This is a genomic window from Barnesiella sp. CU968 (assembly GCF_905219685.1).
Taxonomy (GTDB): domain Bacteria; phylum Bacteroidota; class Bacteroidia; order Bacteroidales; family Muribaculaceae; genus Lepagella; species Lepagella muris_A.
Map to the genome: position 1 here is coordinate 1 of NZ_CAJMXD010000001.1, position 24,809 is coordinate 24,809.

Genomic DNA, 24,809 nt, shown 5'->3' on the forward strand with positions numbered 1-24,809 from the left:
ACATTATACACTATGGAGTCGCCTTTCCCTGTCTTAAGCCACACTTTCCGGTGGCGGCATTCCTTGCGCGTGGAGCAACCGAGAGAGTCAAGCATCTCTGTCGCGCTGACAACGGTGTCTGATGCGTCTGCGGCTATCCTGGGAAACTGCAGGGCTCCGTAGATTATCTCCTCGCGGCGAAGAGTCGTGGCGACACCTTTTGCCCCGTCCCAGTCGTTCATCATCGATGCCGCATACAGCGGCATCGACAGATATGCGAGGTTTATGACTCTTACATCCTTGCGTATTCCCTCTACCTCCTGGGCATACCAGAGGGGGAATGTGGCGTTGTCGCCGTCAACGAAGAGTATCGCGTCTTTATCCAGCGAGTTGAGTATATTGGCGGTTATTCTCGACGCGGCAAGACGCCCCGAACGGTCGTGGTCGTCATAATTCTCTATGAACATCCATACTACGGCAAAGAGCGGGATGAGTGACGCCGCAGGGGCATATTTTCCGGCGAGTCTCATTGCTCCGAATGCTCCGAAACCTATCCATATGGCGAACGCGAGATATGAACCGAGGAAGGAGTAGTCTCTTTCACGCGGTTCTCCGGGAGACTGGTTGAGATAGACCACAATCGCCAGTCCTGTCATGATGAACAGCATGGCGGTGGCGAGACATGTCTTGTGTCCCCTTTTGCCGGCGGCGAGCAGAGTGCATATGCCCCCGATTCCCAGCAGGAACGGAAGAAGGAAATAACGGTTTCTGCCTTTGTTGTCTTTACCCAGGGAGGATGGAAGTGCGTCTTCGGCTCCCAGCATCGCGTTGTCGATGGGCTGGATTCCGGTTATGAAATTGCCGTGTTCGACTTCTCCGGTGGAGTGCTTGTCGTTCTGACGTCCGAGAAAATTCCATAGGAGGTAACGGAAATACATGTATCCTGTCTGGTAGGTGAGCAGCATTTTCATGGATTGCGCGTAGGTAGGTCTGTAAGACTTCGCTTCGGCGCGTTCTCCTGCGGCGTTAAGCCGCGTGTTGTAGTTTCCTGCCGAATCCAGTGTCTCGCTTACCGGGACTTCGGTCATATTGCTTTTTTCCATCCCCGTCCAGTCGGCGAAGCATGGGAGGTCAGAGGGGTCGCGGCTCGTGATGCGCGGAAACCACATGTTGAGTTCGGGAGTGAGCACCGGTTCCACGGCGTAGCTTCTCACGATGTAGGCGTCACCTTTCTTGCGGAGAGCCCGTTCGTTGAAGATCGTGTCTTCGGAAGTGAGCATTCTGGATGGGTCGCTGATGATCGCCCCCTCCTCTTTCTGTGTCATGATGGGGTGCTTGCGTTTGAGGACGGTGCGCGAATACACTGGTCTGCCTTCAGGCGTGTATTCCTCCTGGAGTATGTTTTTGCTGTATGGGGTGTTGCCGTAAAGAAGCGGAGCGCCGCCGTATTGCTCGCGTGCCTGATAAGAAGCGAATGAGAAGGGGTCGCCTGGCTGAGTGGAGTTGGCAGGGGAGGGGATGTCGCCTCTTATCGGTATCAGCGCGTAGGAGGAATAGCCGGTAAGCAGCATGGCAAGCAGCCACATGCAGATGTTGAGCCTGCGGGGAGTAAAGTCGTGTCCGCGTACCAGAAGCAGTGAGGCGATCGCGCTCAGGGCGGCTCCCGCCGCTATATTGCCGGAGAAGATGAAGACTCCGGAGAGGAAAATGGCGGGAAATACGGACGCAGCGAGCACTCCCCGGTTTGTGGAGCGCGATGTCACGGCAAGTGCGGTCAGCAGACTGCATCCGAGCAGAACCACATATATCACCACTCCGCTCAGGAATGGAAGTCCGAGTGTGTTGACGCATATGAGCTCGGTTTGTGCCGCCAATGCGATGGTGGATGGCATTATGCCGGTGAGTATGCATCCCACGACAAGGAGAGAGAGAAGAAACATGAAGCCGACTTTCCACCATTTGCGAACTCCCCGCTTTATCCCCCATATTATGGCGAGAGCGGGGATGCAGAGCAGGTTGAGCTGATGAACTCCGAGTGAAAGCCCGAAGATATAGGCGAGAAGTATCAGATAACGTGTGGCAAGAGGCTGCGTGCGGCAGAACGCCCATTTCACCATCAGCCATACGCACAGTGATGTCATGAATATGGACATGGCGTATACTTCTGCCTCTACGGCGGAATACCATGTCGAGTCGCACCATCCGAAGGCGAGTGCGCCGCTAAACGCCGCCACGGCGCGTTGAAGCTCCTGCCATCGGCGGGGGCGGAGTGCTCCGGCAACCCATCCGGCGGCGGCATATATGGTTCTGGCAAGAAAGAAACCGGCGAAGGCGGTGAAAAGTCCGCTTGAGAGATTCACCAGCAGCGCGGCTTCTTTCCCGGAGGGGGCGAGCATGGTGAAGACCCGCTCGACGAGCATCCATGTCGGATTGCCGGGAGGATGACCCACTTCCAGTTTCCATGCGGCGGCAACGTATTCCGGACAGTCCCAGTATGACACTGTCGGCGCCACGGTCAGCCAGTATGTGGCAAGGAGGATGAAAAACACCCCCCATGACACGATATTTTCTGCGTTCTTTTTCAGGAAATCCGCATTCATCCTTTGTCTCTTATCTTTCGGCTCTCATCGGATTGTTAAGAAAATCTTCGTATGCCAGCGCGATCCCTTCGCGGAGTTCCGTGCTGTATCTCCAGCCGAGTCGCGTGGCTTTCGACACATCGAGAAGTTTGCGGGGAGTGCCGTTGGGACGGGTTGTGTCCCATTCTATTCTTCCCTTATAACCCACGACTTCCGCTACGGTCTGTGTAAGCTCCCTGATAGACAGCTCTTTCCCTGTGCCGGCGTTGACGGTCTCGTTGCCTGAGTAGTTGTTCATCAGGAAAACGCAGAGATTGGCGAGGTCATCGACATAGAGGAATTCACGCAGGGGGGAGCCATCGCCCCAGCAGGTCACACTCTCCGCGCCGTTCTCTTTCGCTTCGTGAAAGCGGCGGATAAGTGCCGGAAGCACATGGGAGTGCGTGGGATGATAATTGTCGTTTGGACCGTAGAGGTTGGTAGGCATAACGGAGATGAAGTCGGTGCCGTATTGCCGGTTGAGATATTCGCAATATTTCAGTCCGGAGATTTTGGCGAGCGCGTATGCCTCGTTGGTTTTCTCGAGTGAGGAGGTGAGAAGACACGATTCGGGCATGGGCTGCGGCGCGAGACGCGGATAGATGCATGATGAACCGAGAAACTGCAGCTTGCGGCATCCGTTGCGCCATGCGGCGTGAATCACGTTCATCTCAAGCATCATGTTGAGATACATGAAATCCGCCGGTGCCTTGTCGTTGGCTTCTATGCCTCCCACCTTGGCGGCGGCGAGAAACACATATTCCGGCTTCTCGGCGGCTAAGAACCTGTTGACGGCTTGCTGGTCGGTCAGGTCGAGTTCGGAGTGTGTGCGTGTGATGATATTGTCATATCCCTGGCGTCTGAGCTCGCGGACGATCGCCGAGCCTACCATGCCACGGTGTCCCGCAACGTATATCTTCGATTTTTTTTCCATCATTTTACGATTCCTTTCTCAAGATATTCTTCAAGATTGGTGCGCACGTGTTCCGACGCACGTTCCATCGCCACTTTCTTCATGTCGGAATCCACCATGCGGTTCACAAGCTCTTCAAACGACGTCTTGGTAGGGTTCCATCCGAGTGTTGCCCTTGCCTTGGAGGGGTCTCCCCAGAGGTTCACCACATCCGTGGGGCGATAGAAATCGGGCGATACTTCCACAAGTACGCGTCCTGTCGCGGTGTCGATGCCTTTCTCGTCGGCGCCTTCCCCTTCCCAGCGCAGAGTGATGCCTACGCGTGCGAAGGCGAGTGTGGCGAATTCCCTTACGGAGTGCTGACGGCCGGTGGCTATCACGAAGTCTTCCGGTTTCTCCTGCTGGAGCATGAGCCACATGCATTCCACATAGTCGGGCGCGTAACCCCAGTCGCGTAGCGACGAGAGGTTGCCGAGATAGAGCCTGTCCTGCTTCCCCTGCGCGATTCTTGCCGCCGCGAGGGTGATCTTGCGTGTCACAAAGGTTTCGCCGCGTCGTTCCGATTCATGGTTGAAGAGGATGCCGGAGCAGCAATACATGTTGTATGCCTCGCGGTATTCCTTCACGATCCAGAAGCCGTAGAGCTTTGCCACGGCGTAGGGGCTGTAGGGATGGAAAGGTGTTTTTTCGTTCTGCGGAACTTCCTCCACCTTGCCGTATAGTTCGGAAGTGGATGCCTGATAGATGCGGCATCTGTCGGCGAGTCCGGTCTGGCGCACTGCCTCAAGCACGCGCAGAACTCCCGTGGCATCGGTGTTGGCTGTGTATTCGGGCACATCGAACGATACCTGCACGTGGCTCTGCGCCGCGAGGTTGTAGATCTCGTCGGGCTGCACGTCCATTATCACTTTCATGAGGCTCATCGAATCTGCCATGTCGGCGTAATGGAGATGGAAACGGGGATTGCCCTCGAGATGGGCTATGCGCTCGCGAAAATCCGTTGAGCTGCGGCGTATTGTGCCGTGAACGTCATAACCTTTGGATATAAGGAACTCCGACAGATAGGAGCCGTCTTGTCCGGTAACGCCGGTGATAAGTGCTTTTTTCATTCTGTGTATATTTTATTGAGAGAGTCTATGAAATGATGCCATGAAAGATGGCGTGAATAATCATCATACGCCTCTTTGCCCATGCGGGTGCGGAGGGAGGAATCGAGTGCGAGCGTGCGCATCGCTTCTGCAAGGGATGCGGCATCTCCGGGATTCACGAGAAGGGAGTTGCGCCCGTTCTCGAGATATTCTTTCTGAGCGCCGTTGGATGTTGCCACCTGCGGGCGGGCGGCTGCCATGAACCGCAGGCTTTCGAGACTGCATGCCTCGGTGTCGGTGGAGGGGACAACGCCGAAATGAGCCTCGGCGCAGGCTTCCTGCGTGGAGGCTGTCTTGCTGTTCCAGTCTATGTTCTCCATCACATCGCGTTGTGTGGCACGCCTGCGGAGCATGTCGAGATAATCTGGATTCCCCATGCCGGAGATGCGGAGCCGCAGTCGTGTCCCTTTCAGCAGCGACATGGCATCGATGAGTGTCTCCAGTCCTTTCCCTCTTACCAGCGCACCCTGATAGAGCGCCACTACCGGTCCGTGACCGGGCTCCGGCAGGGGGGTGTCTGTCTCGGCGTTTATGCTGTTGCGCAATATGTGGATTCTTTCGGGCGGCAGTGTTATGTCTTTTTTGAGTGAATGCCGGAATGCGTTGTAGCACATCTCCGATACAAATATGTGGGCACTGATGCCTGAATAGATCTTGCGGAAGACGCGGGTGTCGCGTCCGCGCCTTACGGAGTGGCGTGTCGTGACTATCCTGACATCGGGTCTGTTGGCTATCTTTTTTGCCAGCAGGGCTGTGAATGCGTCGCGATATCTGTGGGTGTGCACGACAGTGGCGCCGCGTGGCGATTCCCTGAGTTTGCGGGCGAGCGTCATGGGGGAGGCGAGATCGAAGAAGCCGCCTACCGGGGCGTGGAGCAGACCGATGCCCGCTTCGGCAAAAGGGGCGTCAACCCCGACGGCGTTGCGCGTCAGGGCTGTCACTTCCCACCCTGCCTCCGCATAATGGCGGCAGATGTCAAGGGCGTATGTCTGAACTCCTCCCCATTTGTTGGAGGAGACTATGTGGATGAGACTTCTCCTCGTGTTCATTCAGGGGTCAGTTTGCGGCTGAGAGCATGACGTTTATGTCTACGCTCGGCAAGCCCAGATAGCTTCCGATAAGCTTGTCGACAAGTTTTCCTTCATAAGTCACAATTCCGAACTGGACGCCGGGTGTGGTCGCGACCATTCCGTAGAATCCGTTCTTTATCGCCATCTCGTCGAAGAAATTCACCAATGCCGTTGAAAGTGCCATTGCCACTGTGCGCGGCACGGATACCGACGGGTGTGTCTCGTTCATGTCGAGCACATAGGCGTTTTCTTTCATCGCAGCCTTGAGGTTGTTGGGAAACTCAAAGGGGCGTGTGGTGTTGCCGAGTATGATGACATCGGCGGTCTTCACCCGGTTGTAGAGCACACGCGGATGTACGGCTATAGCCTCAACCATCGGACCGGTGAGGTCTTTTGCAACCTGCAGCGTGGAGGTGTCGTTGTCCATCAGTGTGACGCGTGCCCCGGTGGCGGCTCCTGCCTTGGCGGCGGAGATCATGTCGTTGCCCATGCCGATGATCAGCACCTCACAGGGATTGATGCCGGCGACTCCGGCAAGAAGCACGCCCTTGCCGCCGCCGAGATATGAAAGGGCTTCCTCGGCATACATTATCGCGGCGCGTCCGTCAATTTCATCGATAATGTTCGCGAATACAGGCTCATCGTTATGGCTGTACATGTTGTCGAAGCAGCCGGTGGCTATTTTCTTGTCGAGAAGAGCCTTGACGGTGGAGTGTTCGAACAGTATGTTATCCATCATGCACAGGAGCGCCGCCCCTTTCTGCATCTTTTTGATGTCTTTTGCCCTGAGAGGTGTGTAGCAGAGCACAACAGGCGCCGACAGCGCCTCGTCGCGTGTTACTATCCTGACACCATATTCGGCATATTTCTCGTCGGGGAAACTGATGTCGCTTCCCGCACCGCTTTCCATGCATACCTTGATGCCGCCGGAAGTGAGCATTCCGCATGCTTCGGGTGTGAGCAGCATACGAGTCTCGTAGCCGTCGGAATAGTTCGCCACGATGCCGATGCGTATTGCCGGACTTTCATTTTCAAGAATCTCGACCATTTCTCTGGTCTCGGGATTCATATCTTCCATTTTATCTTTCATAAGCACATACTTGTGTCGGAATTTATCCACTAAATTAACATTTAAATTTAGAACCTCAAAATTTTTGTCGCTTGCTTCCCTTCTTCTTTACACTTCTTCTATATATATCACGTTATATAACACTTCCCTCTCTGTGCCTTTCTCATGGCAAAGTATGGAAAATCAGCTTATATGCAACCGCGATTTTGAACCTCATAAACGGAAAAACAGGAATGACACCCGGGTGCCGTTCCTGNCTTTTCAAATGTANTTCGCGAAGAGTCTTCACTCAGCCACCGGCCATACCGTGAAGCCGTATGAGTTGTTGGATTGTGCCATGGTTCCGAACGATTGTCCTCCGGTCAATGTGTTGGGAGTGACTTTGAAGTTTCTTGTGTCGCAGTAAAGAATCATGACCTGAGTGCCTGTCAGTGTTGCGGATGCAATAAATGTTGTGGTCCGGAACGCAGGCCAGGTGTTTGNTTTAAGCCATTCATTCGTGTNATAGGCATTATAATCGTCTGCTCCTATAGCCCCTTTCAGACTCCTGTCTCTAATTCCTGTGGCATAAAGAGTCACAATGTCTCCCGAACCGTCNGAATTGCTGTGCATGGTCCAGCAGCGGCGCGCTTCATCCCATTGAGGGATATTTGATTCATAGATTNNAATTAAGCCGTAGCTGCTGCCACCCCAGTTGATCATGCCGCTGAAGGCAACTGCCGAAGGAATGTGGTATCCTGCGGGTGACGGGTCATAAATGGTCTTTGTGACCGGAATGCAGTTTTTGGGATCTAACGAAGAATTTACAGGTTGCCCTACTCCGGAATGGGAAGCAGTTGAATTCCATGCGTTATACATTNTCTTTCCGGATTCAAGATACTNCTCACTGACTTTGCTGTCGTTATGCCAGTGCTGTCTGTAGGTCATATCATCCCCCACAACATCTCCCATTATAAAATGGTGGGGATATGAGATTGATTGCCCCAATGAAGCGCCGCTTCTTATAACGGAACGTGTGAATCTGTATTCCGGATCATAATCGTAGACAGGTTTGTTGACCATGGACAATTCTCCTAATGAGTTTGCTCCATTGTCGAAATAATACGGAGATTCTGTGGGATGGTCGTTTTTGTCGTATATTCCGGGCACCATCGCATCTTTGCGTCCCCATTGGTAATAGGGGTTGTCACCTGCGTCTGATGCTAGGATCTCCCGTTGTCCGAATTCGATGTCTTTGCCGTTCAGACTGGTTACTTCAAGATTCTTGCCTCCGGAATTTGTAAGGTCAAATACGAATTTCACCTTTATGCTCCTTTTGGGTGATTTTCCTCGTGCGTTGCAGTAGCCAAGAGTGGTCTGGGGCAAAACATAAGTATTGCCTAAGGCATCGGTTGTCGTGATGCGTTTTTCCGACCAGTCCTTTTCTGTTACCCAGATATGCCAGCTCCATACGATATTGTTCTTGTCGCTGCGTAATGCGATGACTGCGTTTCCCTGGGCTATGGTGTGTCTGCCGACATGAAAGTTTATGTAATCTCCGTTATCTTCAAGTGTCACGTTATCTATCAGCTCCGGGGAGTCTGCCCATAGAATGAAGGCGTCTTTCAATGTCTCGCCATTTTTGGAGATCTGCTCTTTTATATATGGAGTTTCAATTTTTTTGTCTGAATGATCCACAAACCATTTCATACCTGGTTCTGGATCCGGTCCTGTCCTGTTGATTGTGTAGGCGCTTGTATTCGGCTCGCCGTTCTTTAAGGCATTGCCGTATACTGTACGGAATCTGTAGGTGCCGGGATTGCTGATCATATAGCAATTTGCAGATTCGGCGGAAGAGAGATCCCGTGTATCCGCAAGTTCTTCTTTCCCTTCGAAATATTTGTGAAGGGTGTTTTTAAATACCGGTTGCGGGGGGAGAATCAGTGAGCCGTCTCTGGATGATAATGACGGCTTCGTGCCTGATGTCTCATCATCGGGCAGCCAGGTCACTTCTTCCCAATCTGTTGAATTGTCAGGTTTTGCCATGATTTTCACCGGCACTGCCAAGTTTTTGGTTTCTACTCCGCTTTGGGTTACCCGCACAAATGTTTTTAATCTGACATCATGTAGCATGCCGGTATAGGGCACTGAGTCTGGAAGTGAGTTGCCCTTGGTATCGGTCATCTCAACTATCGGAGTAATGATTACTCCTGTTGATGATACGGAATATGAATACAGTTTGCCTGATTCCCATTTTTTGCCGCTTCCGCCAATCGAGGCGCTGAGCGTGCGTTTCGTTTTAGTGAGTTTATCGGTGAAGGTGATTGAAAGTCTTGCTTCAGTTGTAAGTTCTTGCGGAATCAAAAAGAATGTAAGGCCATCGTTGCTCCCTGCAATGTTCAGCGACGAGGAGGCGTATGGGTTGTTGTCCGCAGTTCCGGAGACTGTAGTTTTAGTGGCAACGGAATATGTCTGGTTCTCACCCTTTGTGATCCAGTTGCCGGAGGAAAGAACAAGGGTACCTTTCCCTTTGACACCAGAAATGGTGACATTGGTTATCTCTGAAGACAGCATCGCATCGCCGGTGCGCACTGTGATTGCCGACAGGGCGTGCCGGAATTCCATCTTCACCGCGGAACCGCCGCGTCCGTCGGTGTCGGCGCTTGCGCGAAGAAGGTCAACCTGGTTCTTGACATCAGTGCTGACGGTGAAGTCGAGCTGAGGGTGCTCGCCGGCGGCGGAATGTGTTATTCCGTTTGCTGTCGAGGCATAGGGCGCGTAGCCGAGAAACCGGATGCGTCCCGAGCCGGGCCAGTCAAGACCGGGGAAAACCCCGTCGCTTTTCTTGACTTCCATGTTGCAGGCGAAGTTTGCCGTGAATGATGAGAGGTCGGAGGCTGGCTCGCTGCTGTTGTAGCATATCGCCGACAAGCCGAAGGTGGTGGGGAAGGTGGCTTCGGTGGTAGATGTGCCCCGTGTGCACGGCTCGGCTGCGGGATACGTGTCGAGATCTTCGGATTCCGATATAAGATATAGCTGCCTGCCGTCTTCCGTGGCGTCGATCTCTTCTATGCATATATCGGTGGAGGCGCCGCGTGTTGTCACGCCTCCCTTTGTCCATGAAGAATCGAGAGATATGTCGAAGCGAAGACGCCCGTCGCCGTTGTCATAACGGATCATTTCATCGGTGCATCCTGCTGCCAGCACAACGCACGTTGCGACGGTTGCAAGTGCCTTCTTATTGAAATATTTCGATGATGCGTTGAAAATCATTGTATTCCTCTTATTGCCTTATTGCCGTTCACTCTTTTGCAGTGATATTGTATATCCGCAGGCGGCAGTTTATCCCGCCGCCTGCGGATCTGGTTATGATCGTGTGGTTATCATTTCATGGGTATGTCGCCCTCGTTCCCGTCTTTCCATGCCTCGTCCCAGGGAGATACGGATACGCTGAATTTTATGGGGTCTGTAAGCACCGGGTCTCCGGGTTTTTTTCCGGAATCTGCCGGAATGGTCTTCACATATTCGTAATCTCCGTTTCCATCAGGGAGTTTGAGATCAGTCATGTCGTTTTCCGGAGGATAGATGCCGGCACCGCTTTCCAGTCCGCAAAATTCAAGATTATATATATATTTCTTGCCGGGAAGCCATTCGGTGGATACCGGGACGCATACATATCCGTAAAGCTTATCGTTAAATGTAGACTCACCGTCTTTTACCGGGAACATCTGGTGGATGTGTGTGGATTCTCCACCCAACACAAGATCTCTATTATTACCGGAATGTTCGGCACCGGGGTGTGTGGCTTCTACGCGGCAGAGAAGGAGAATATATGCGCCATCGTCCGGATTCTTCTCCTTAGTGTTGTTGTCCTTGCTGATGTCCCATATGTCAAGCTTCTGGGGAACAAGCATGAGGCTGGACTTCGCGTTGTCGTTGTTTACGAGCAGTCCGGAATTTGTATGGTCAAGCGATACGGGAGTGTCGAATTCGTAGCCGTATACAACTTTGCTGCTGCCTACACTCCAGCTGAGTTTGTTGTTTTTGTTTTCATCAAATGTCACATTTCCGGAACTCTTGACGTTGGCGATCCATACACCTTTCACCTTGACATCGTATTTGTTTCCGGTAAGCTGTGTGTTTTTGTCTCCGCCTATCGTAGCTCTGACTTCTATCTGCGACAGGGCGTGTTCGAAATTCAATGATATCGCGGATGTGCCGTTTGCCCTCTGCGCTTTTGTATACGCAAGAAGAAGGTCTTCATGGCTTACTCCGGAGTTGTGGGAATTTACAGGAGCTGAGGCAGCTGCGGCAGTATAGCTTGCCGGGGTGAAATCCGTGATATTCGGAGCACCTGATGATGTAAGTGAAAACTTGATGATGTCATTGTCTTTTGACTTTGTCGGGTCTGTGGGAGCATATGCCCAGAACTGTATGCTGTTTGTTCCCGTAGGCCAGTGGTATGCGTGGTCCATCGAGAAAATTCTCTTTCCTTCGGATACAATGCCTTGTTTTGCGACTTCTCCGTCGATGAACATCTGTGTATATCCCTCCGCTTTTGCGAATACGCGGAATTGCTTGAGCGCGTCAACGTTGTCGACCGCGTTGGCGCGGGTCATTCGCGTGGTGAAGGAGATCTCCTGGCCCATGTTCACCTCCTCTACTACATCGTTGGTGCAGGAGGCGGCAAGGAGTATGCCTCCCATGCCCATTGCTATTGTCCTAAGTTTCATAATTCAGTTGTTTTATTTTGTTATTTTTTTTGATTCTGCTGTGACCTGTCCTGACTCAGAGCATGTCTATGTCTATCCGTTCGCCGTCGCCCCAGTCGGTGATCGAAGGACTCATGCCTGTGCCGTCGGGATGAGGCAGCCTGAGACCGTGAAGGCGTATCTCGATGCTTCTGGACGATGGCGATTCATGCATGACGTCGGTGACATCGAAGTTGAAATAGTATTTGTTTGATGTGTATACGGTCAGTATGTGCGTCAGCTCCGATGCATGGCAATGTCCGAATATGTTGAATTCTCCTTCGATAGTGTCGTCTCCGGTGGCACTTATGGCGACGGGCATTGTGACATCTTTGCCGTGACCGCGCTGCGCCGATACGAGCCATGATTCGGAGACGCCCGTAATTGCCGCGCTCAGGGCTATGTCGGAGGTGAGGTTTTCAACTCCGGTGATTACAACATGCACGCTGCTGGTTGATTGTGTGGGTGTGAACGTGACTTTCTGTCCGGCGATGGCGGGAAGAAACTCCATGACGTCGAGTGTGGAACTCCATAGTGTCTCCGGCGAGCCTTTTACATCCTGGTCTTTGCCGGGTTCTGGACGCGGTGCGTTTGCCAGGGAGCGGTGCATCGGTTCGAGCAGGCTCTGGCTTTCAGTGGTGAGATGCAGGTTGTCGAATGCCGAGCCGCGCTCGAGAAGTGTCTCGGTGCCTCCGTTGAAGCATACGGCGCGGTATTTACCGGCAGGTATGCGTATCGTTCCGCCTCGGTTTCCTCCGAATTCGTAGGAACGCGGGCCCCCTTCGGTCTCCGCATCAGCGGGGAAGAACCATACTACCATGGTGGCGGGGGCGGCTGCGGGCTCTTCCGACCAGTCGAAGGCGACCTGAAGGTCGATCCAGTGCTCGTGGTCGTAACAGAGCTCGCGGTGGTTGCACGATGTCAGCAGCAGGCATAGAAGCGATGCGACGGCAGCCGCCGCGCGGAAGATAAGCTTGTTCATCGGTCACCCCCTTTCTTGCGAGTTTCGTTGATATTCCCCGGACCGATCAGCCACACAAGCGAGATTTCGGCTTTCGTGGGACCGAACCAGCGGCGGTTGTGGGTAGACTGCCACACATCGTGGGTGTCGATAAGTCGCTGTTTCATATATCTTCCCCACATATATCCGATTCCGAGGGCGAAATCGATGTTAAGACGCCGGGCAACCGGCAGACTGTAGCCGTAAGATATTCCGGCGGCGTAATTGAATTTATCGCCCATTATTCCGGTGTGTGATCGTCCGAACTGTATGTCGTAAGTGAGAATCGAGGCGTATATGCCAAGACGATGACCCGAGAGGGGGTTGGCGCTCCGTCCGTGACCGAAATGCCAGCGCGCTTCGAAGTCTCCGCCGTATATGCGCCAGTATCTGCGCTTGTCGCGGTTGCTCCACCAGGCATGCATCCAGTCTGCCCATAAAGAGACTTTGTCTCCGATCATTACTCCGATGCCGATGTTAGGCACAAGTGCGGCGTCGTAGAGCATGTTTGTTCCGATCATCAGTCGGAAAGTCTTTGCATCAGGCTTTTCAGAGGTGATGACTGTGTCGGCGGCGGAGACATCTGCAGCCTGCACGGTAGTGGCGTGGCTGTCTGATTGATTTCCGTAAATATTACGTTCCGATGCAGACCGGGCTATGTCACAACAGTGTGTGTTGCCGTTGGCGTGAGTCGCTTCTGCCGGTGTCTCCGGCGCTGCTGTGTGAAACTGCGTATGTGACGGATCTGTGGTATAGGCAGAAAGTTCCGCATATCTGCATGTAGGCCAGTTGCGTTTTGCCGATTCTGTGATTACCGTTCCTTTGAGACTGATGTTGTAGATTCCGAAATGACTCATCAGTGATGCAGCCCTGTCGAATGCAAGATTTTCATTGTAAGGAGTGTCCCCTTCAGGTGATGCGGCACCGTTGATTGCGAGACGCAAAACATTATTTTTGTCATTCCGGTTTTTCTGCAGAAACTCTCTTATCGTCTCAAGGCGGACTCTGTTGTCGGCATATTCGGAGTCAATGTCGGAAGAGGCTCTGTGAAAAAAGATTTTTTCACGAAAAACAACTCTGGACGAATCGGATGAAAAGTCTGAGGCGCTGGCTTCATGTCCGGACATGAAGCTACACGCGATGGCGATAGCCATTGCGTGTAAATAAAAACTCACCTCTCTTAGAATACAAATATACCGCATAGGATTATTCAAAAATTTCGGTATAATGCCAAATCATTTATTTATTTTTGTCAGACATCAAATCTTCGGGAGTTTTAAATGCCTGTATTGCAAATCCAAAATCCGATGCCCGACTTGTCTTATAATCGCCTTATAATAAATTTTGGCACAAATATAGCGATTATTTTTAAAATTTATAATATATGCATAATTTTTAACATAAAATCTCTGTGAGCTATTGTGACATCTCAGATTTTATTGTAGATTTGTAAGCTATAATAAGAAGTGATTTAAACTTTTTTCATCATTAAGCTTCGTTAATTCAAACACACTCTAAGTATTAATGCTGTTTGACCCATGATAAAAAAATACATAACTTATTTTTTTGCGGTTTTGACCTGTGCGTTTATAACCTCTTGCAATAACGATATATTTACAGATGATTCCGACTTGCCCGAAATAACGGATATTACAATCGAGGGCGAAGGCGGACAATGGTCGTCTCCATTTTCCAGAAAAGGACTGGCACAAATACAGATTGACTATAGCTCCAATGATAAGAAATATGTGCGCTACTACAATTCCCAAGGCAATGAGGTAAACTCCGATTGCCCGGCATCGGAGCTGGGGAGCATTGTGTATGATAATCCCAGAACATGGTATTCCATCGGTTTTCTGGGTGAGATGATCTATATCAACAGTATCTACAATGCATCGCGTTACGCGGCTTTCTCTATCCGCCTCGACTATGAATATGGCGATACCAAATACATCAATGTCACCGTTACTGAAGGAGGTAAATTATCGGTGGTCTTCTGGGAAACAAGCGGCAGTCTTAAACTTGAAGAAGATTTTAGTCAGTCAGTGCATGCTACAAGTATGACCAACAATAGCTCGATTACCCAGAAACTTGAGTTAAACCCTTTTCTTGATTCAAAGTGCAGCGATATGGTAATGCCTGCGGAAAACTGGGCGAGTGGCGTGACAGTTGACATCCCGATGCTTACATATGATGGCAGCGAGTGGACATGGGAGGAATATAAAGACATAGAGCTTGGCAAACGTCGCGATTTCACCCCCAGCCGTTATTGGGATAATAAAATAGTTGTGGAAGTCCCTCCTTACAAGAAGGCAAAAGTGTCATATAAACTGAACTATACACGAGCCACGCAGGATGGTGTAATCATTTTCTCCAACAGCGTAGCCGAACAGACTTATGATGTACCTGCAACATGGACCTCCGTTTATGCGACAAGTTATGAATATAGTGTTGAATATGAATAGAATATCTTGTTTTGTATCGGCTATGGCATTTTGCCTTTCCATAACGGCGTCAGATTTCGTTCCGTCCGGTTTCTCGAGACCTTTGCATTGGAATGTCGGGGCTGAACTGACCCCCGCATGGGTGCCGGGCTCAAATGGTTTCCTTAAAGGAAACAATAACGCCGGAAAGCATATAAACGCCGCATTCTCCGGAAGCGTCAGGGCTGATTTCAATTTTGACCAATCTACGCGGGAGGGGATGCTATATAAGGGATTATATCAAGGAATAGGTTTGGGCGCGACAACATTTTTTTCAAATTCTTTACTCGGAACTCCTGTTTCAGCATACGTCTATCAAGGTGCCCCGTTCGTATATTTCAATGATTGTCTCAGGCTTGCATACGAATGGCAATTTGGCGCTGCGTTCGGTTGGAAGCATTATGATCTGGAAACAGCCGACAACAATGCCGTTGTTAGCACAGCTGTTACGGCACACATGGGTCTTGGTTTGAAACTGCAATATATTCTGTCGGAAAGATGGCAAATGTCATTCGGCATTTCTGCAAACCATTATTCTAACGGAAACACATCCTGGCCAAACGCCGGGGTGAATTATATAGGTGCGTCTATAGGACTGACCTATACCATCAATCCGCAAAAGGGCGGCAATGCCATTCTCGACAGCGGCATTATTGAAGAAGCCGATCGGGGACGATGGTTCTACGACCTTATGGCTTACGGAGCATGGCGTAAACGTGTTGTTTCAGTTGGAAATCCGTCAGAGCCTCAGTTATGTCCGGGGAAGTTCGGAATCGCGGGACTGCAGTTTTCCCCCATGCGTTCTCTTAACCGATGGGTAGCAATAGGTCCGTCGCTTGACGTTCAGTGGGATGAGAGTGCAGGGTTATCCCCATACTGGGTTGAAGGCACATCAGGAGATATGATTAAGTTCAGGAGACCGCCAATAGGCAAACAGATAGGTGTCGGGCTGTCAGCACACGCAGAACTTACTATGCCGATATTTTCGGTAAATGTCGGAATCGGATATGACATAATCAATCCGAAGGGAGACAAAGCCTTTTACCAGTCGTTGACTCTAAAGACATTCGTAACCCGTAATCTTTATCTGAACGCGGGTTATAGTCTCGGCAGTTTCAAAGATCCGCAGAACCTAATGCTCGGTATCGGAATCAGAATCAGATAGAAAAATCAGACATTCCCCCCAACATCCCCCAATTTTTCCCCAACATGTCTTTGACACTTCCAAGACTGATAAAACGTTACGCAATGTCTTCGCCAAGAAACAATCCTCGGCAACAGCACCGGAGGAATCAGGAGTGACAAAATAAGAGCAGGCAATCGAATTGCTAAAGGGTATGACCCCGGAGCAAATAATGGCTGTAATTTCGGCAATCAACAGATAATCTTATTCGCGAGTTAGCAAATAGCGCATATCGAGCCTTGGCTCGGTGCGCGATTCTGAAGGAAATTTGACCAACCGACAAATAATCAGTAAATTTGCAGTATTATGACAAAGGAAGCAATTATTCAGCATAACGCAGCAGATTATAACATCGCTATTCAGACAATAAAAGAAGCTATTCTTCGCAGTCAGTATCAGGCTGCGAAGTTGGTCAACCGGGAAATGCTCTCACTGTATTATGGAATTGGCAGGTATATCTCAGCGAACTCTCGTGAGGTCTTCTGGGGAACTGGAGCCATAAAAACTATCTCAGAGCGACTTCGCAAGGAGCTGCCGGGTCTAAAGGGCTTTTCTCAGACCAATCTCAAATACATGAGAATTTTTTATGAGGAATGGTCACCGATTATCGAAGCCAAGAACCCTAAATCGTCAGCCACGGCTGACGATATTGACACAGACTCTCTTTTGCCTGTTAAATCGTCAGCCGTGGTTGACGATTTGGAAAAATTTCTCAATTTAAGTTTCAGCCACCATATTATAATCTTGGCAGAAGAGAAGAATATTGAAAAGCGTTGGAAATACATCAGTCTGGCAATTGAAAATAGATGGGATAAGCGTTTTCTCAAAGCACAAATAAAGGAAAATGTTGTCGACAAGTATGGGGCGATGCCTTCAAACTTTGGCGTAACAATCAAGGATAGCCGCGATGCAATCAAAGCTCTCAATATGTTCAAGGACGAATATCTACTTGACTTTATAAACACTGAAGAAGTCGGTATTCGAGACTTTGCAGATATTGACGAGCGAGTTGTGGAGAAAGAGATAATCCACAATATCAAGAAGTTCATAATGACTTTCGGACGAGACTTCGCTTTTGTCGGCAACCAATATCATCTGGAAGCATTTTCGGAGGACTTCTTTCCCGACCTTTTGTTTTTTAATCGGGAATTGAATTGCCTTGTCGTTGTGGAGCTTAAGACCGGAGATTTTAAACCCGGTTATCTTGCTCAACTTATGACATATCTTCGCATTCTGGATGATAAGGTGAAGAAGCCGCACGAGAATCCTTCAATCGGTATCGTGCTGTGCAAGAACGCCAATAAAGATTTCGTCGAATATGTAATTCAGGATTACGCCAAGCCTATGGGGGTGGCAACATATCGTCTCAGTGAGGATATGCCGGAAAAATTGCGCGAGGCATTGCCGGATGTTGAAGAATTGAAGAAATTACTCTGAATATTTTTAGTGCCGAAAATAGCCACGCAAAGGTTTGGTGTCATAGTAAATAGGATAATGTCATAGTAAATCGTCTCATGTCATAGAAAAATGTCGCCAATAAATTCTTTGTTGTCATCAATAATGGCACCGATGGCACCAATCATGGCACCGATTGTGTCACCAATCCGGCACCAACGGAACAATGCGGAACGATGAGCGGAACAATCTGGAACGATAACTCCATAGGCAATATGTTGTCTAAAAGGTCAAAATTTTCTAAGATATAGATAGTTAATCCGAAGCCTTGCCATATTGTTATTCTGACAAATGTCTCAGGTTTTAAGACGGAAAAATTCGGTGGTCACGCGACCACAGCAAGGTGTCTTTTCAGGGACCTGAAAAGGTTTTGGGGTACTCGGTCGTATCCACAAAACATCCTTGCGTGGAAGGGGTGAGAACACTCCAAAGTCGTGTTCAACATACTGACACCTGTGGCACCAGCGCAGATTATTCGCTGCGCGACGGCTACATCATTCAGTCAGAAAGTCTGGACAATGTCGGACTTTGTTGCATATATTGATCTCGTTATGCCCTTAAAAGAACGGAATGAGAAGGGAAAAGAAGGCCCCCAGAACGTAATAACGGGAACCACCCCCGGAAAAATTTGGAAAGTATGATGAAGTACCCTTAACTTTGCATCGTAAATGAACGACAAGCCCCCGTGTTCACGCCGAGAGGATTGCACGGAAACGCGGTCGCCGTTTACCGCCCGCATACAATAATAAGCGGGCATATCTGCGGTGAGGAAGCCGCGCTGAAATCGACGGGGCACGCGCTTCATCAGCCATGAAGCACACCACGTAAGGCTAAACCCTTTTAAATCAGCCATGGTCTTTAAGACCGATTTACGGCTGTACCTTATAAGGTTTATTCGTACTTACCAATGCGCTGCATTTCATACCTCCGTAAGTCCTGATACACCACCAACACTAAGTTCTATCCGACGTATTTTCTGATGTCGGGTCGGAAATCGGTATTATAATCCGGAAGTACCGATCTGCTTCCTTTGGTACTAATGTACTTCGGTACTGAAGTCAGTACGTACCAAAGTACATTATAAACTACTGACCTCCGTAGGAACGCCATTCCTTTTGTAAGTAAAGCGTTACCTCCTGTGTGACCTACTTGCCGAAATCCCTTATCACAACCTGAATGACCTCCCGAAGTCGGGGATATATGACGTTTGGAGCAAGCTCCTTGGCATCTCCCCCAAGACGTGGCAAAACTACCGCGACCAACGCCTCATCCCCTTCTCCCAAATCGGCCGCAAAATCTACGTCAACCGCGCCGACCTCGACGCTTTCCTCCGCCAGCATCGGATAGCACCGAGAAAATAGCAATCTCTTCCATGGCAATCGGTTATGTTCTGCGACATAACCGATTGCCATCTCAAAAATTCTTTGTAATTTTGCATAAATATCAACCATAAAAATCTGAATATGGCCGAAACGGTTTAAACCAACAGGCAGATATGCCTCCAAACCAACCAAATTCCGAAATTCCCAAGCAGTCGTTGCAGGCACGGCCAGCCCCCTCAGACAACTGTCGCCGGAGTTTTTATTTTATGAAACGCACTTAATGGCTAAGAATGCACAAAATAAGAAAGAAGCCCTCCCGATGGAGGAAGTATTGTGGAAGGCTTGTGATGCTTTGCGCGGGTCAATCGAGCCGAGTGAGTACAAGCATGTCGTTCTCTCACTGATATTCTTGAAATATGCCGGTTTTCATTTTGAGAAACGACGTCAGGAGATAATCGCCGATGGTCTGGAGGACTTCGTTGACAGCGTTGAGTTCTACGCTGCCAAAAATGTGTTCTATCTGCCGGAGACTTCCCGCTGGTTGTATCTGAAGGAGAACGCCAAGCAGCCCGACATTGCGTCTAAAGTCGACAAGGCGTTGTCTGATATTGAGAAGGAGAACAAGCCGTTGCAGGGCGCACTTCCCAACAACTATTATAGCTCGCTCGGCATCGAGGCTGAGAAGCTCGGTTCACTCATTGATAAGATTGACGGTTTTGATGATATACTTGCATCGGCTGATGGCAATGACATAATCGGTCGCGTCTATGAATATTTCTTGTCGAAGTTCGCTATCAAAGAGGGAAAAGGCAAGGGTGAGTTCTACACACCAAAGACCATTGTCAATCTCATAGCCGAGATGATTGAGCCATACGAGGGCAAAATTTACGACCCGTGCTGCGGTTCGGGAGGTATGTTTGTCCAGTCAATGAAGTTTGTCGAGAGCCATCACGGAAACCGTCGTATGGTGTCGGTCTACGGTCAGGAATACACCAAGACCACCTTCAAGCTTGCAAAGATGAACCTTGCCATCCGCGGTATTGCTGCCGACCTTGGAGACTATGCAGCCAATACCTTTACCGATGACCGCCATCGTGAACTAAAGGCTGACTTCATCATGGCAAATCCCCCGTTCAATCAGAAGGATTGGCGAGCCGATAATCAGTTGACCGATGATGAACGTTGGACCGGCTATGACACTCCTCCGACATCCAACGCCAACTATGGATGGATACTCAACATGGTAAGCAAACTGTCAGACAATGGTGTTGCCGGTTTCATCCTTGCAAACGGAGCACTCTCTGCCGACGGTATTGAGGGCGCAATCCGTCGTAAGATGATTGAAAACGACCTTGTGGAGTCAATTGTGATCTTACCACGAAACCTTTTCTATTCTACTGATATTTCTGTGACCTTATGGATTCTAAACAAGAATAAGAAAGGACGTGCTGTCAGCCGTAACGGAGAGGAAATCCACTATCGTGACCGCAAAGGCGAAATCCTCTTCATCGATATGCGCCAGATGGGTGAACCGTTTGAGAAGAAATATGTGCGGTTTACGGATGAGGATATTAAGAAAGTAGCGCGTACCTATCACAACTGGCAGAGAGAAGGAGCCTCAGAGTCATATGCCAACGAACCGGAGTTCTGCTATTCCGCATCATTCGATGAAATCAAGGCTAAAGGCTTTTCGCTTGTCCCCTCAAAGTATATCGAGTTTGTCAACCGCGACGAAACCATTGACTACGATATTCGCATGAAGGAGCTTCAGAGCGAACTTGCCGACATACTCCGTAAAGAGGCAGAAAGCCGCGCTGCGGTACTGGAAGTTTTCAAATCCCTTGGTTATGCAATCGAATTATAAGCGATTAGGAGATTATATACGTCAGGTTGATGTCCGCAATCGTGACCTTGCGGTGGATAATCTTGTGGGGTTAACCATTGAAAAAGCCTTTATTCCATCGGTTGCAAATACTATCGGTACTGACCTCTCAAATTATAAGGTTATTTCCAATGGCCAATTTGCTTGCTCTCTTATGCAGGTAAGCCGTGATGGGAAGATGCCTATTGCCATGTTCAAAGGAGAAAAAGGGATAATGTCTCCTGCATATCCGATGTTTGAGGTATATCGTAAGGATGAACTATTGCCGGAATTTCTCATGATGTGGTTCTCTCGAAAGGAATTTGATAGAGAAGTAACATTTTGGGCTGTAGGTGGAGTTCGAGGAAGTCTTACTTGGGAAGATTTCGAGAATCTTAATATACCGGTGCCATCGATAGAGAAGCAGAGGAAGATTGTTGCGGAGTATCAGGCGGTGGAGCAACGTATTGAAAACAATCGCCGCCTCATAGCGACTCTTGAATCTACAGCCCAGACCATCTATCGCCAAATGTTCGTCGACAACATCGACCCCGAAAATCTCCCCCAAGGTTGGCGTATGGGAACTATCGGCGATATTATATCTATTTCTAGTGGAAAATCATTATCAGATAAAGTTGATGAACCAAATAATGAATACAAATATCCGGTTGCAGGAGCATCTGGTATAATTGGCTATGCACGAGAAGCAAATCAAGATGAAAAGTTCCTAACAACAGGACGTGTAGGCACCATTGGAGTGGTTAACCGTTACTTAACTACCGCTTGGACAGCAGATAATGTATTAGTTGCCAAGTCCAAACATTATGAGTATGCATATCAAGTACTTCGAGGTGTAAATTATCAAGAACTAATAGGTGGTGGAGTGCAAAATCTAATTACCCAAACGGGGCTTTCTAACATTGAATTGCCAATTCCACCTTCAGAAGAAATAAATGAATTCGAAAGACGAATAAAAGATATTTCTAACCTATCTACCACACTGGATAAAGAGAATGACACAATGTTAGAAGTTCTTTATCTTCTTCTCACGAAACTTTCAACAATCTGATATATGCACTTTTCATTTGACACCGACTCAAAAGGCTATCTCAAAAAAAGAGAAAGCGCTAATTTGGAATACAAACAAAATTTCCAAAAGGGCGATACTTTACTAAAATATTTGAAGACCTTAGTAGGTATGGCTAATAATCGAGGTGGTTTCATTATGTTTGGTGTACAAGATTCACCTCATATACCTATAGGAATGGCATCTACAAAATTTCAAGATACTGATCCTAAAGACATCGATGGCAAATTAAGGGAATTCTTCTCCCCGAATATTAAATGGCGGTCGGACATTCTTGAGGTTGTCATTGAGGGCACTAAACGTTGTTTTGGCTTTTTAATTGTTGAAGAAGCTGAAGAGAAACCTATTGTATGTAAGAAGAACAAAGATGGGATTTTAAGGGAAGGTGCTATTTATTACAGATATAGAGGCGAAACTAAAGAAATAGAGTATCCAGAACTAAAATCCTTGTTAGATAAGGAACGTGAAAAAGAGCGTATCCTTTGGATAAAGCATATCCAGAAGATTGCCATGGTCGGACCAAGGCAAATCAACATACTTGATCGATATAACGGAGAGATTTCATATGGAGATAAAAGTGTTTTGCTCGACAAAAGTCTACTTGATCAATTAAATTTCATACAAGAAGGACATTTCACAGAAAAAGAAGGCGAAGGCCTTCCGACCTTGAAACTAATTGGAAGCATCGATGGTTTAATTGATGTTAATGATTCGGTTATTGACACAAATGCGGTCTATCCTTTAACCACAAAAGAACTTCAGAAGCAACTTGGTTTGAATTCATATCAAATGCAAGCTATAATATATTCATTAGATCTGAAAAATAAGCCAAAGAGACATACTGAAATAAAACATGGCGAAAAAGCACACCCTATACATAAATACTCTCAGTCATGCGCAGATGTTATAAAAGGTCTTTTTGAGAAACAGGGTAAAGAGACGTTTATTCAGGATTGTGTTGAAAAATATAAAATATTTCGTGCATCAAGACCTAAGGAAAAGAGAAAAAGAAAGTAACCATGGCAGCATTCAGCGAAGCACAATTAGAGCAGGCATTTGTCGAGCTTTTCAAGGCGGAAGGCTACGACTATGTTCATGGCGAGAATATCGGCCGTGATACCCGAGATGTGTTATAACATACTACAAATTCGAAATATTTTAATTAGAACATGGCTTTACCGATAAACATAGAGGATCTGCTGAATAAGCAAAAGGTAGAGGACAACCGCATTGAGTTCAAACGTGGTTGGAATCCGGATAAGATTTATCATACAATCTGCGCCTTTGCAACAGATCTGGACAATACCGGCGGCGGATATATTCTTGTTGGTGTTGAGCAAGATGAAAACGGCATAGCCAAACGACCGGTAAAAGGTCTGCCTATTGATACGATTGATGACATTATGAAGGATATGGTTGGATATGATGCAAAAATTACTTCATCCAATCTTAGATCGATTTCGTATAACACGCGTGTCTCAAAGGAGGAGGTTGATGGTCAGACCGTACTTGCTATATGGGTTCCGACGGGACCAAATAGACCTTATTGTGTCCCCGAAAGTGTTATCTCCAAAGGGAAGTCTCCACTTAAATATTATATACGGAGCAAAGCTTCCACCATTGAAGCAAGAGGAGAGACACTGGATGAAGTGCGCGCCTTAGCCGACCGCACACCCTTTGACGAGCGGGGAAATGAGGCAATCAAGATTGAAGATATTTCCGGCGTTTTGGTCTATGAACATCTGAAAACCGTAAAAAGTAAATTGGCCGAAAATTTTGCAGGTCGACCGCTGGAAGATATTCTCGATGAGATGAATCTATTGACCGGCCCGTCTGAGAATCGTCTTGTAAAGAATGTGGCGGCAATGATGTTTTGCGAACATCCCGAAAAATTCTTTCCTGCAACTCAGGTCGATATAGTGCTATTTCCGGAGGGAAGTATAGAAAATCCGGATATATTAGTAGAGGTGCCAAAGATTGTTGGACCCGTACCTAAGATGATAAGCGAGACTCTGTCTTATCTGCGAACCAATGTGATTAAAAAACGGATTTCAAAGCCAGATGACAATGAGAAGTCTGACAAGGCATATAATTATCCTTATCAGGCTTTTGAAGAGGCAGTAGTAAACGCACTGTATCATCGCGACTATCAGGAACGCGAACCGGTAGAGATTACTATAGAACCAACCCATGTCGATATTTTGAGTTATTCCGGACCGGATAGGTCAATAACAAAGGAAGCGATAAAAGCGGCTCAAAGATTGAAGGCAAGAAGATACCGTAATCGCAGATTAGGAGACTTTCTTAAAGAGCTGGATTTGACGGAAGGCCGAGCAACCGGAATACCGACCATTCAAAAGTCACTCCGGGAAAACGGTTCTGACAAGGCCGTGATTGATACGGATGAAGACAGAACTTATTTCTTGATGACCATTCCATGCCGTGAGGATATGATTGACTCCAATAGGCTGGAAGCGTCAACAGTGTCTCATCCGGATATTGACACTCGACTTTTACAGATACTTGGACAATCAATTGTCCAAGTTAACGATGTTGTAAATCAGAGTGTTATAGTTGATAAGGGGCGGCTTTTACAAATACTTGGACAAATGTTTGTCCAAGTATGGAAGAGGATACGGGACAAGGATATGGTGCCTAAGCTGATAATGGGTACAATTGACCTGCTATGTCTGTTGAATGAATCAGAAATGACAGCCAATGCCATTGCACATAACCTTGAAATTGGTAGCACTAAAGACCTTAAACGTAAAATTTTATTCCCGTTGATTGACAATGGTTACATTTCAATGACCAATCCTGATAAACCGACGAGTGCCAAGCAGGCATATCGCCTTACTCAACTGGGATATAAACTTTTCAACTCGTAGTCG

At 48.4% G+C, this 24,809-nt stretch carries 17 protein-coding genes; 8 read left to right on the top strand and 9 right to left on the bottom strand.

Features of this window, described 5'->3' with window-relative positions:
- The 9 genes from JX312_RS00005 to JX312_RS00045 form a co-directional block, all read right to left on the bottom strand.
- The coding region (locus tag JX312_RS00005) for a DUF2723 domain-containing protein (protein ID WP_204456406.1) at nt 1-2,579 on the bottom strand (2,579 nt) is incomplete at its 3' end.
- Between the two features lie 10 nt (nt 2,580-2,589).
- Nucleotides 2,590-3,534 (bottom strand): GDP-L-fucose synthase, encoded by a 945-nt coding sequence (locus JX312_RS00010; protein ID WP_204456408.1) that lies wholly within the window; start codon nt 3,532-3,534, stop codon nt 2,590-2,592.
- Nucleotides 3,531-4,619 carry a GDP-mannose 4,6-dehydratase gene (gene gmd, locus JX312_RS00015; protein WP_123403276.1) on the bottom strand — a complete coding sequence of 363 codons (1,089 nt, stop codon included), beginning with the start codon at nt 4,617-4,619 and terminating at the stop codon, nt 3,531-3,533. The genes JX312_RS00010 and gmd overlap by 4 nt, the downstream gene beginning before the upstream one ends.
- Nucleotides 4,616-5,707, bottom strand: coding sequence for a glycosyltransferase family 4 protein (locus JX312_RS00020; protein WP_204456410.1), 1,092 nt, complete (start codon nt 5,705-5,707; stop codon nt 4,616-4,618). The genes gmd and JX312_RS00020 overlap by 4 nt, the downstream gene beginning before the upstream one ends.
- 7 nt (nt 5,708-5,714) lie before the next feature.
- Nucleotides 5,715-6,818, bottom strand: coding sequence for a hypothetical protein (locus JX312_RS00025; RefSeq protein WP_204456412.1), 1,104 nt, complete (start codon nt 6,816-6,818; stop codon nt 5,715-5,717).
- A gap of 264 nt (nt 6,819-7,082) precedes the next feature.
- Nucleotides 7,083-10,049, bottom strand: a complete 2,967-nt coding sequence (locus JX312_RS00030; protein WP_204456414.1) for a fimbrillin family protein — start codon at nt 10,047-10,049, stop codon at nt 7,083-7,085.
- A 110-nt stretch (nt 10,050-10,159) separates the two neighbouring features.
- A complete protein-coding gene (locus JX312_RS00035; protein WP_204456416.1) occupies nt 10,160-11,509 on the bottom strand; it encodes a fimbrillin family protein in 1,350 nt (449 codons plus the stop codon).
- A gap of 55 nt (nt 11,510-11,564) precedes the next feature.
- Nucleotides 11,565-12,509 carry a DUF5119 domain-containing protein gene (locus JX312_RS00040; RefSeq protein WP_204456418.1) on the bottom strand — a complete coding sequence of 315 codons (945 nt, stop codon included), beginning with the start codon at nt 12,507-12,509 and terminating at the stop codon, nt 11,565-11,567.
- Entirely contained in the window at nt 12,506-13,681 is a 1,176-nt protein-coding gene (locus JX312_RS00045; protein ID WP_204456420.1) for a DUF3575 domain-containing protein, read from the bottom strand. The genes JX312_RS00040 and JX312_RS00045 overlap by 4 nt, the downstream gene beginning before the upstream one ends.
- A 477-nt stretch (nt 13,682-14,158) precedes the next feature.
- Here JX312_RS00045 and JX312_RS00050 point away from each other — a divergent pair, with 477 nt between their 5' ends.
- The 8 genes from JX312_RS00050 to JX312_RS00085 all read left to right on the top strand — a co-directional run bounded on the left by JX312_RS00050 (nt 14,159) and on the right by JX312_RS00085 (nt 24,806).
- Nucleotides 14,159-14,992 (top strand): hypothetical protein, encoded by an 834-nt coding sequence (locus JX312_RS00050; protein WP_204456422.1) that lies wholly within the window; start codon nt 14,159-14,161, stop codon nt 14,990-14,992.
- Nucleotides 14,985-16,175: an acyloxyacyl hydrolase gene (locus JX312_RS00055; RefSeq protein WP_164916468.1), complete on the top strand. Its 1,191-nt coding sequence runs from the start codon at nt 14,985-14,987 to the stop codon at nt 16,173-16,175. The genes JX312_RS00050 and JX312_RS00055 overlap by 8 nt, the downstream gene beginning before the upstream one ends.
- Nucleotides 16,176-16,499: 324 nt before the next feature.
- Entirely contained in the window at nt 16,500-17,630 is a 1,131-nt protein-coding gene (locus JX312_RS00060; protein WP_204456423.1) for a YhcG family protein, read from the top strand.
- A gap of 1,286 nt (nt 17,631-18,916) precedes the next feature.
- Nucleotides 18,917-19,009, top strand: coding sequence for a helix-turn-helix domain-containing protein (locus JX312_RS14005; protein ID WP_239653736.1), 93 nt, complete (start codon nt 18,917-18,919; stop codon nt 19,007-19,009).
- Between the two features lie 241 nt (nt 19,010-19,250).
- On the top strand, nt 19,251-20,834 hold the full coding sequence (locus JX312_RS00070; protein ID WP_204456425.1) for a class I SAM-dependent DNA methyltransferase: 1,584 nt from the start codon (nt 19,251-19,253) through the stop codon (nt 20,832-20,834).
- Complete coding sequence (locus JX312_RS00075; protein ID WP_204456427.1) at nt 20,818-21,900, top strand: restriction endonuclease subunit S; 1,083 nt, start codon at nt 20,818-20,820, stop codon at nt 21,898-21,900. Before JX312_RS00070 ends, JX312_RS00075 begins: the two co-directional genes overlap by 17 nt.
- A gap of 3 nt (nt 21,901-21,903) precedes the next feature.
- The gene (locus JX312_RS00080; RefSeq protein WP_204456429.1) at nt 21,904-22,935 is read left to right on the top strand and encodes a helix-turn-helix domain-containing protein; all 1,032 of its coding nucleotides are present in this window, start codon (nt 21,904-21,906) and stop codon (nt 22,933-22,935) included.
- A gap of 152 nt (nt 22,936-23,087) precedes the next feature.
- Nucleotides 23,088-24,806, top strand: coding sequence for an RNA-binding domain-containing protein (locus tag JX312_RS00085; RefSeq protein ID WP_204456431.1), 1,719 nt, complete (start codon nt 23,088-23,090; stop codon nt 24,804-24,806).
- Nucleotides 24,807-24,809: the final 3 nt, after the last annotated feature.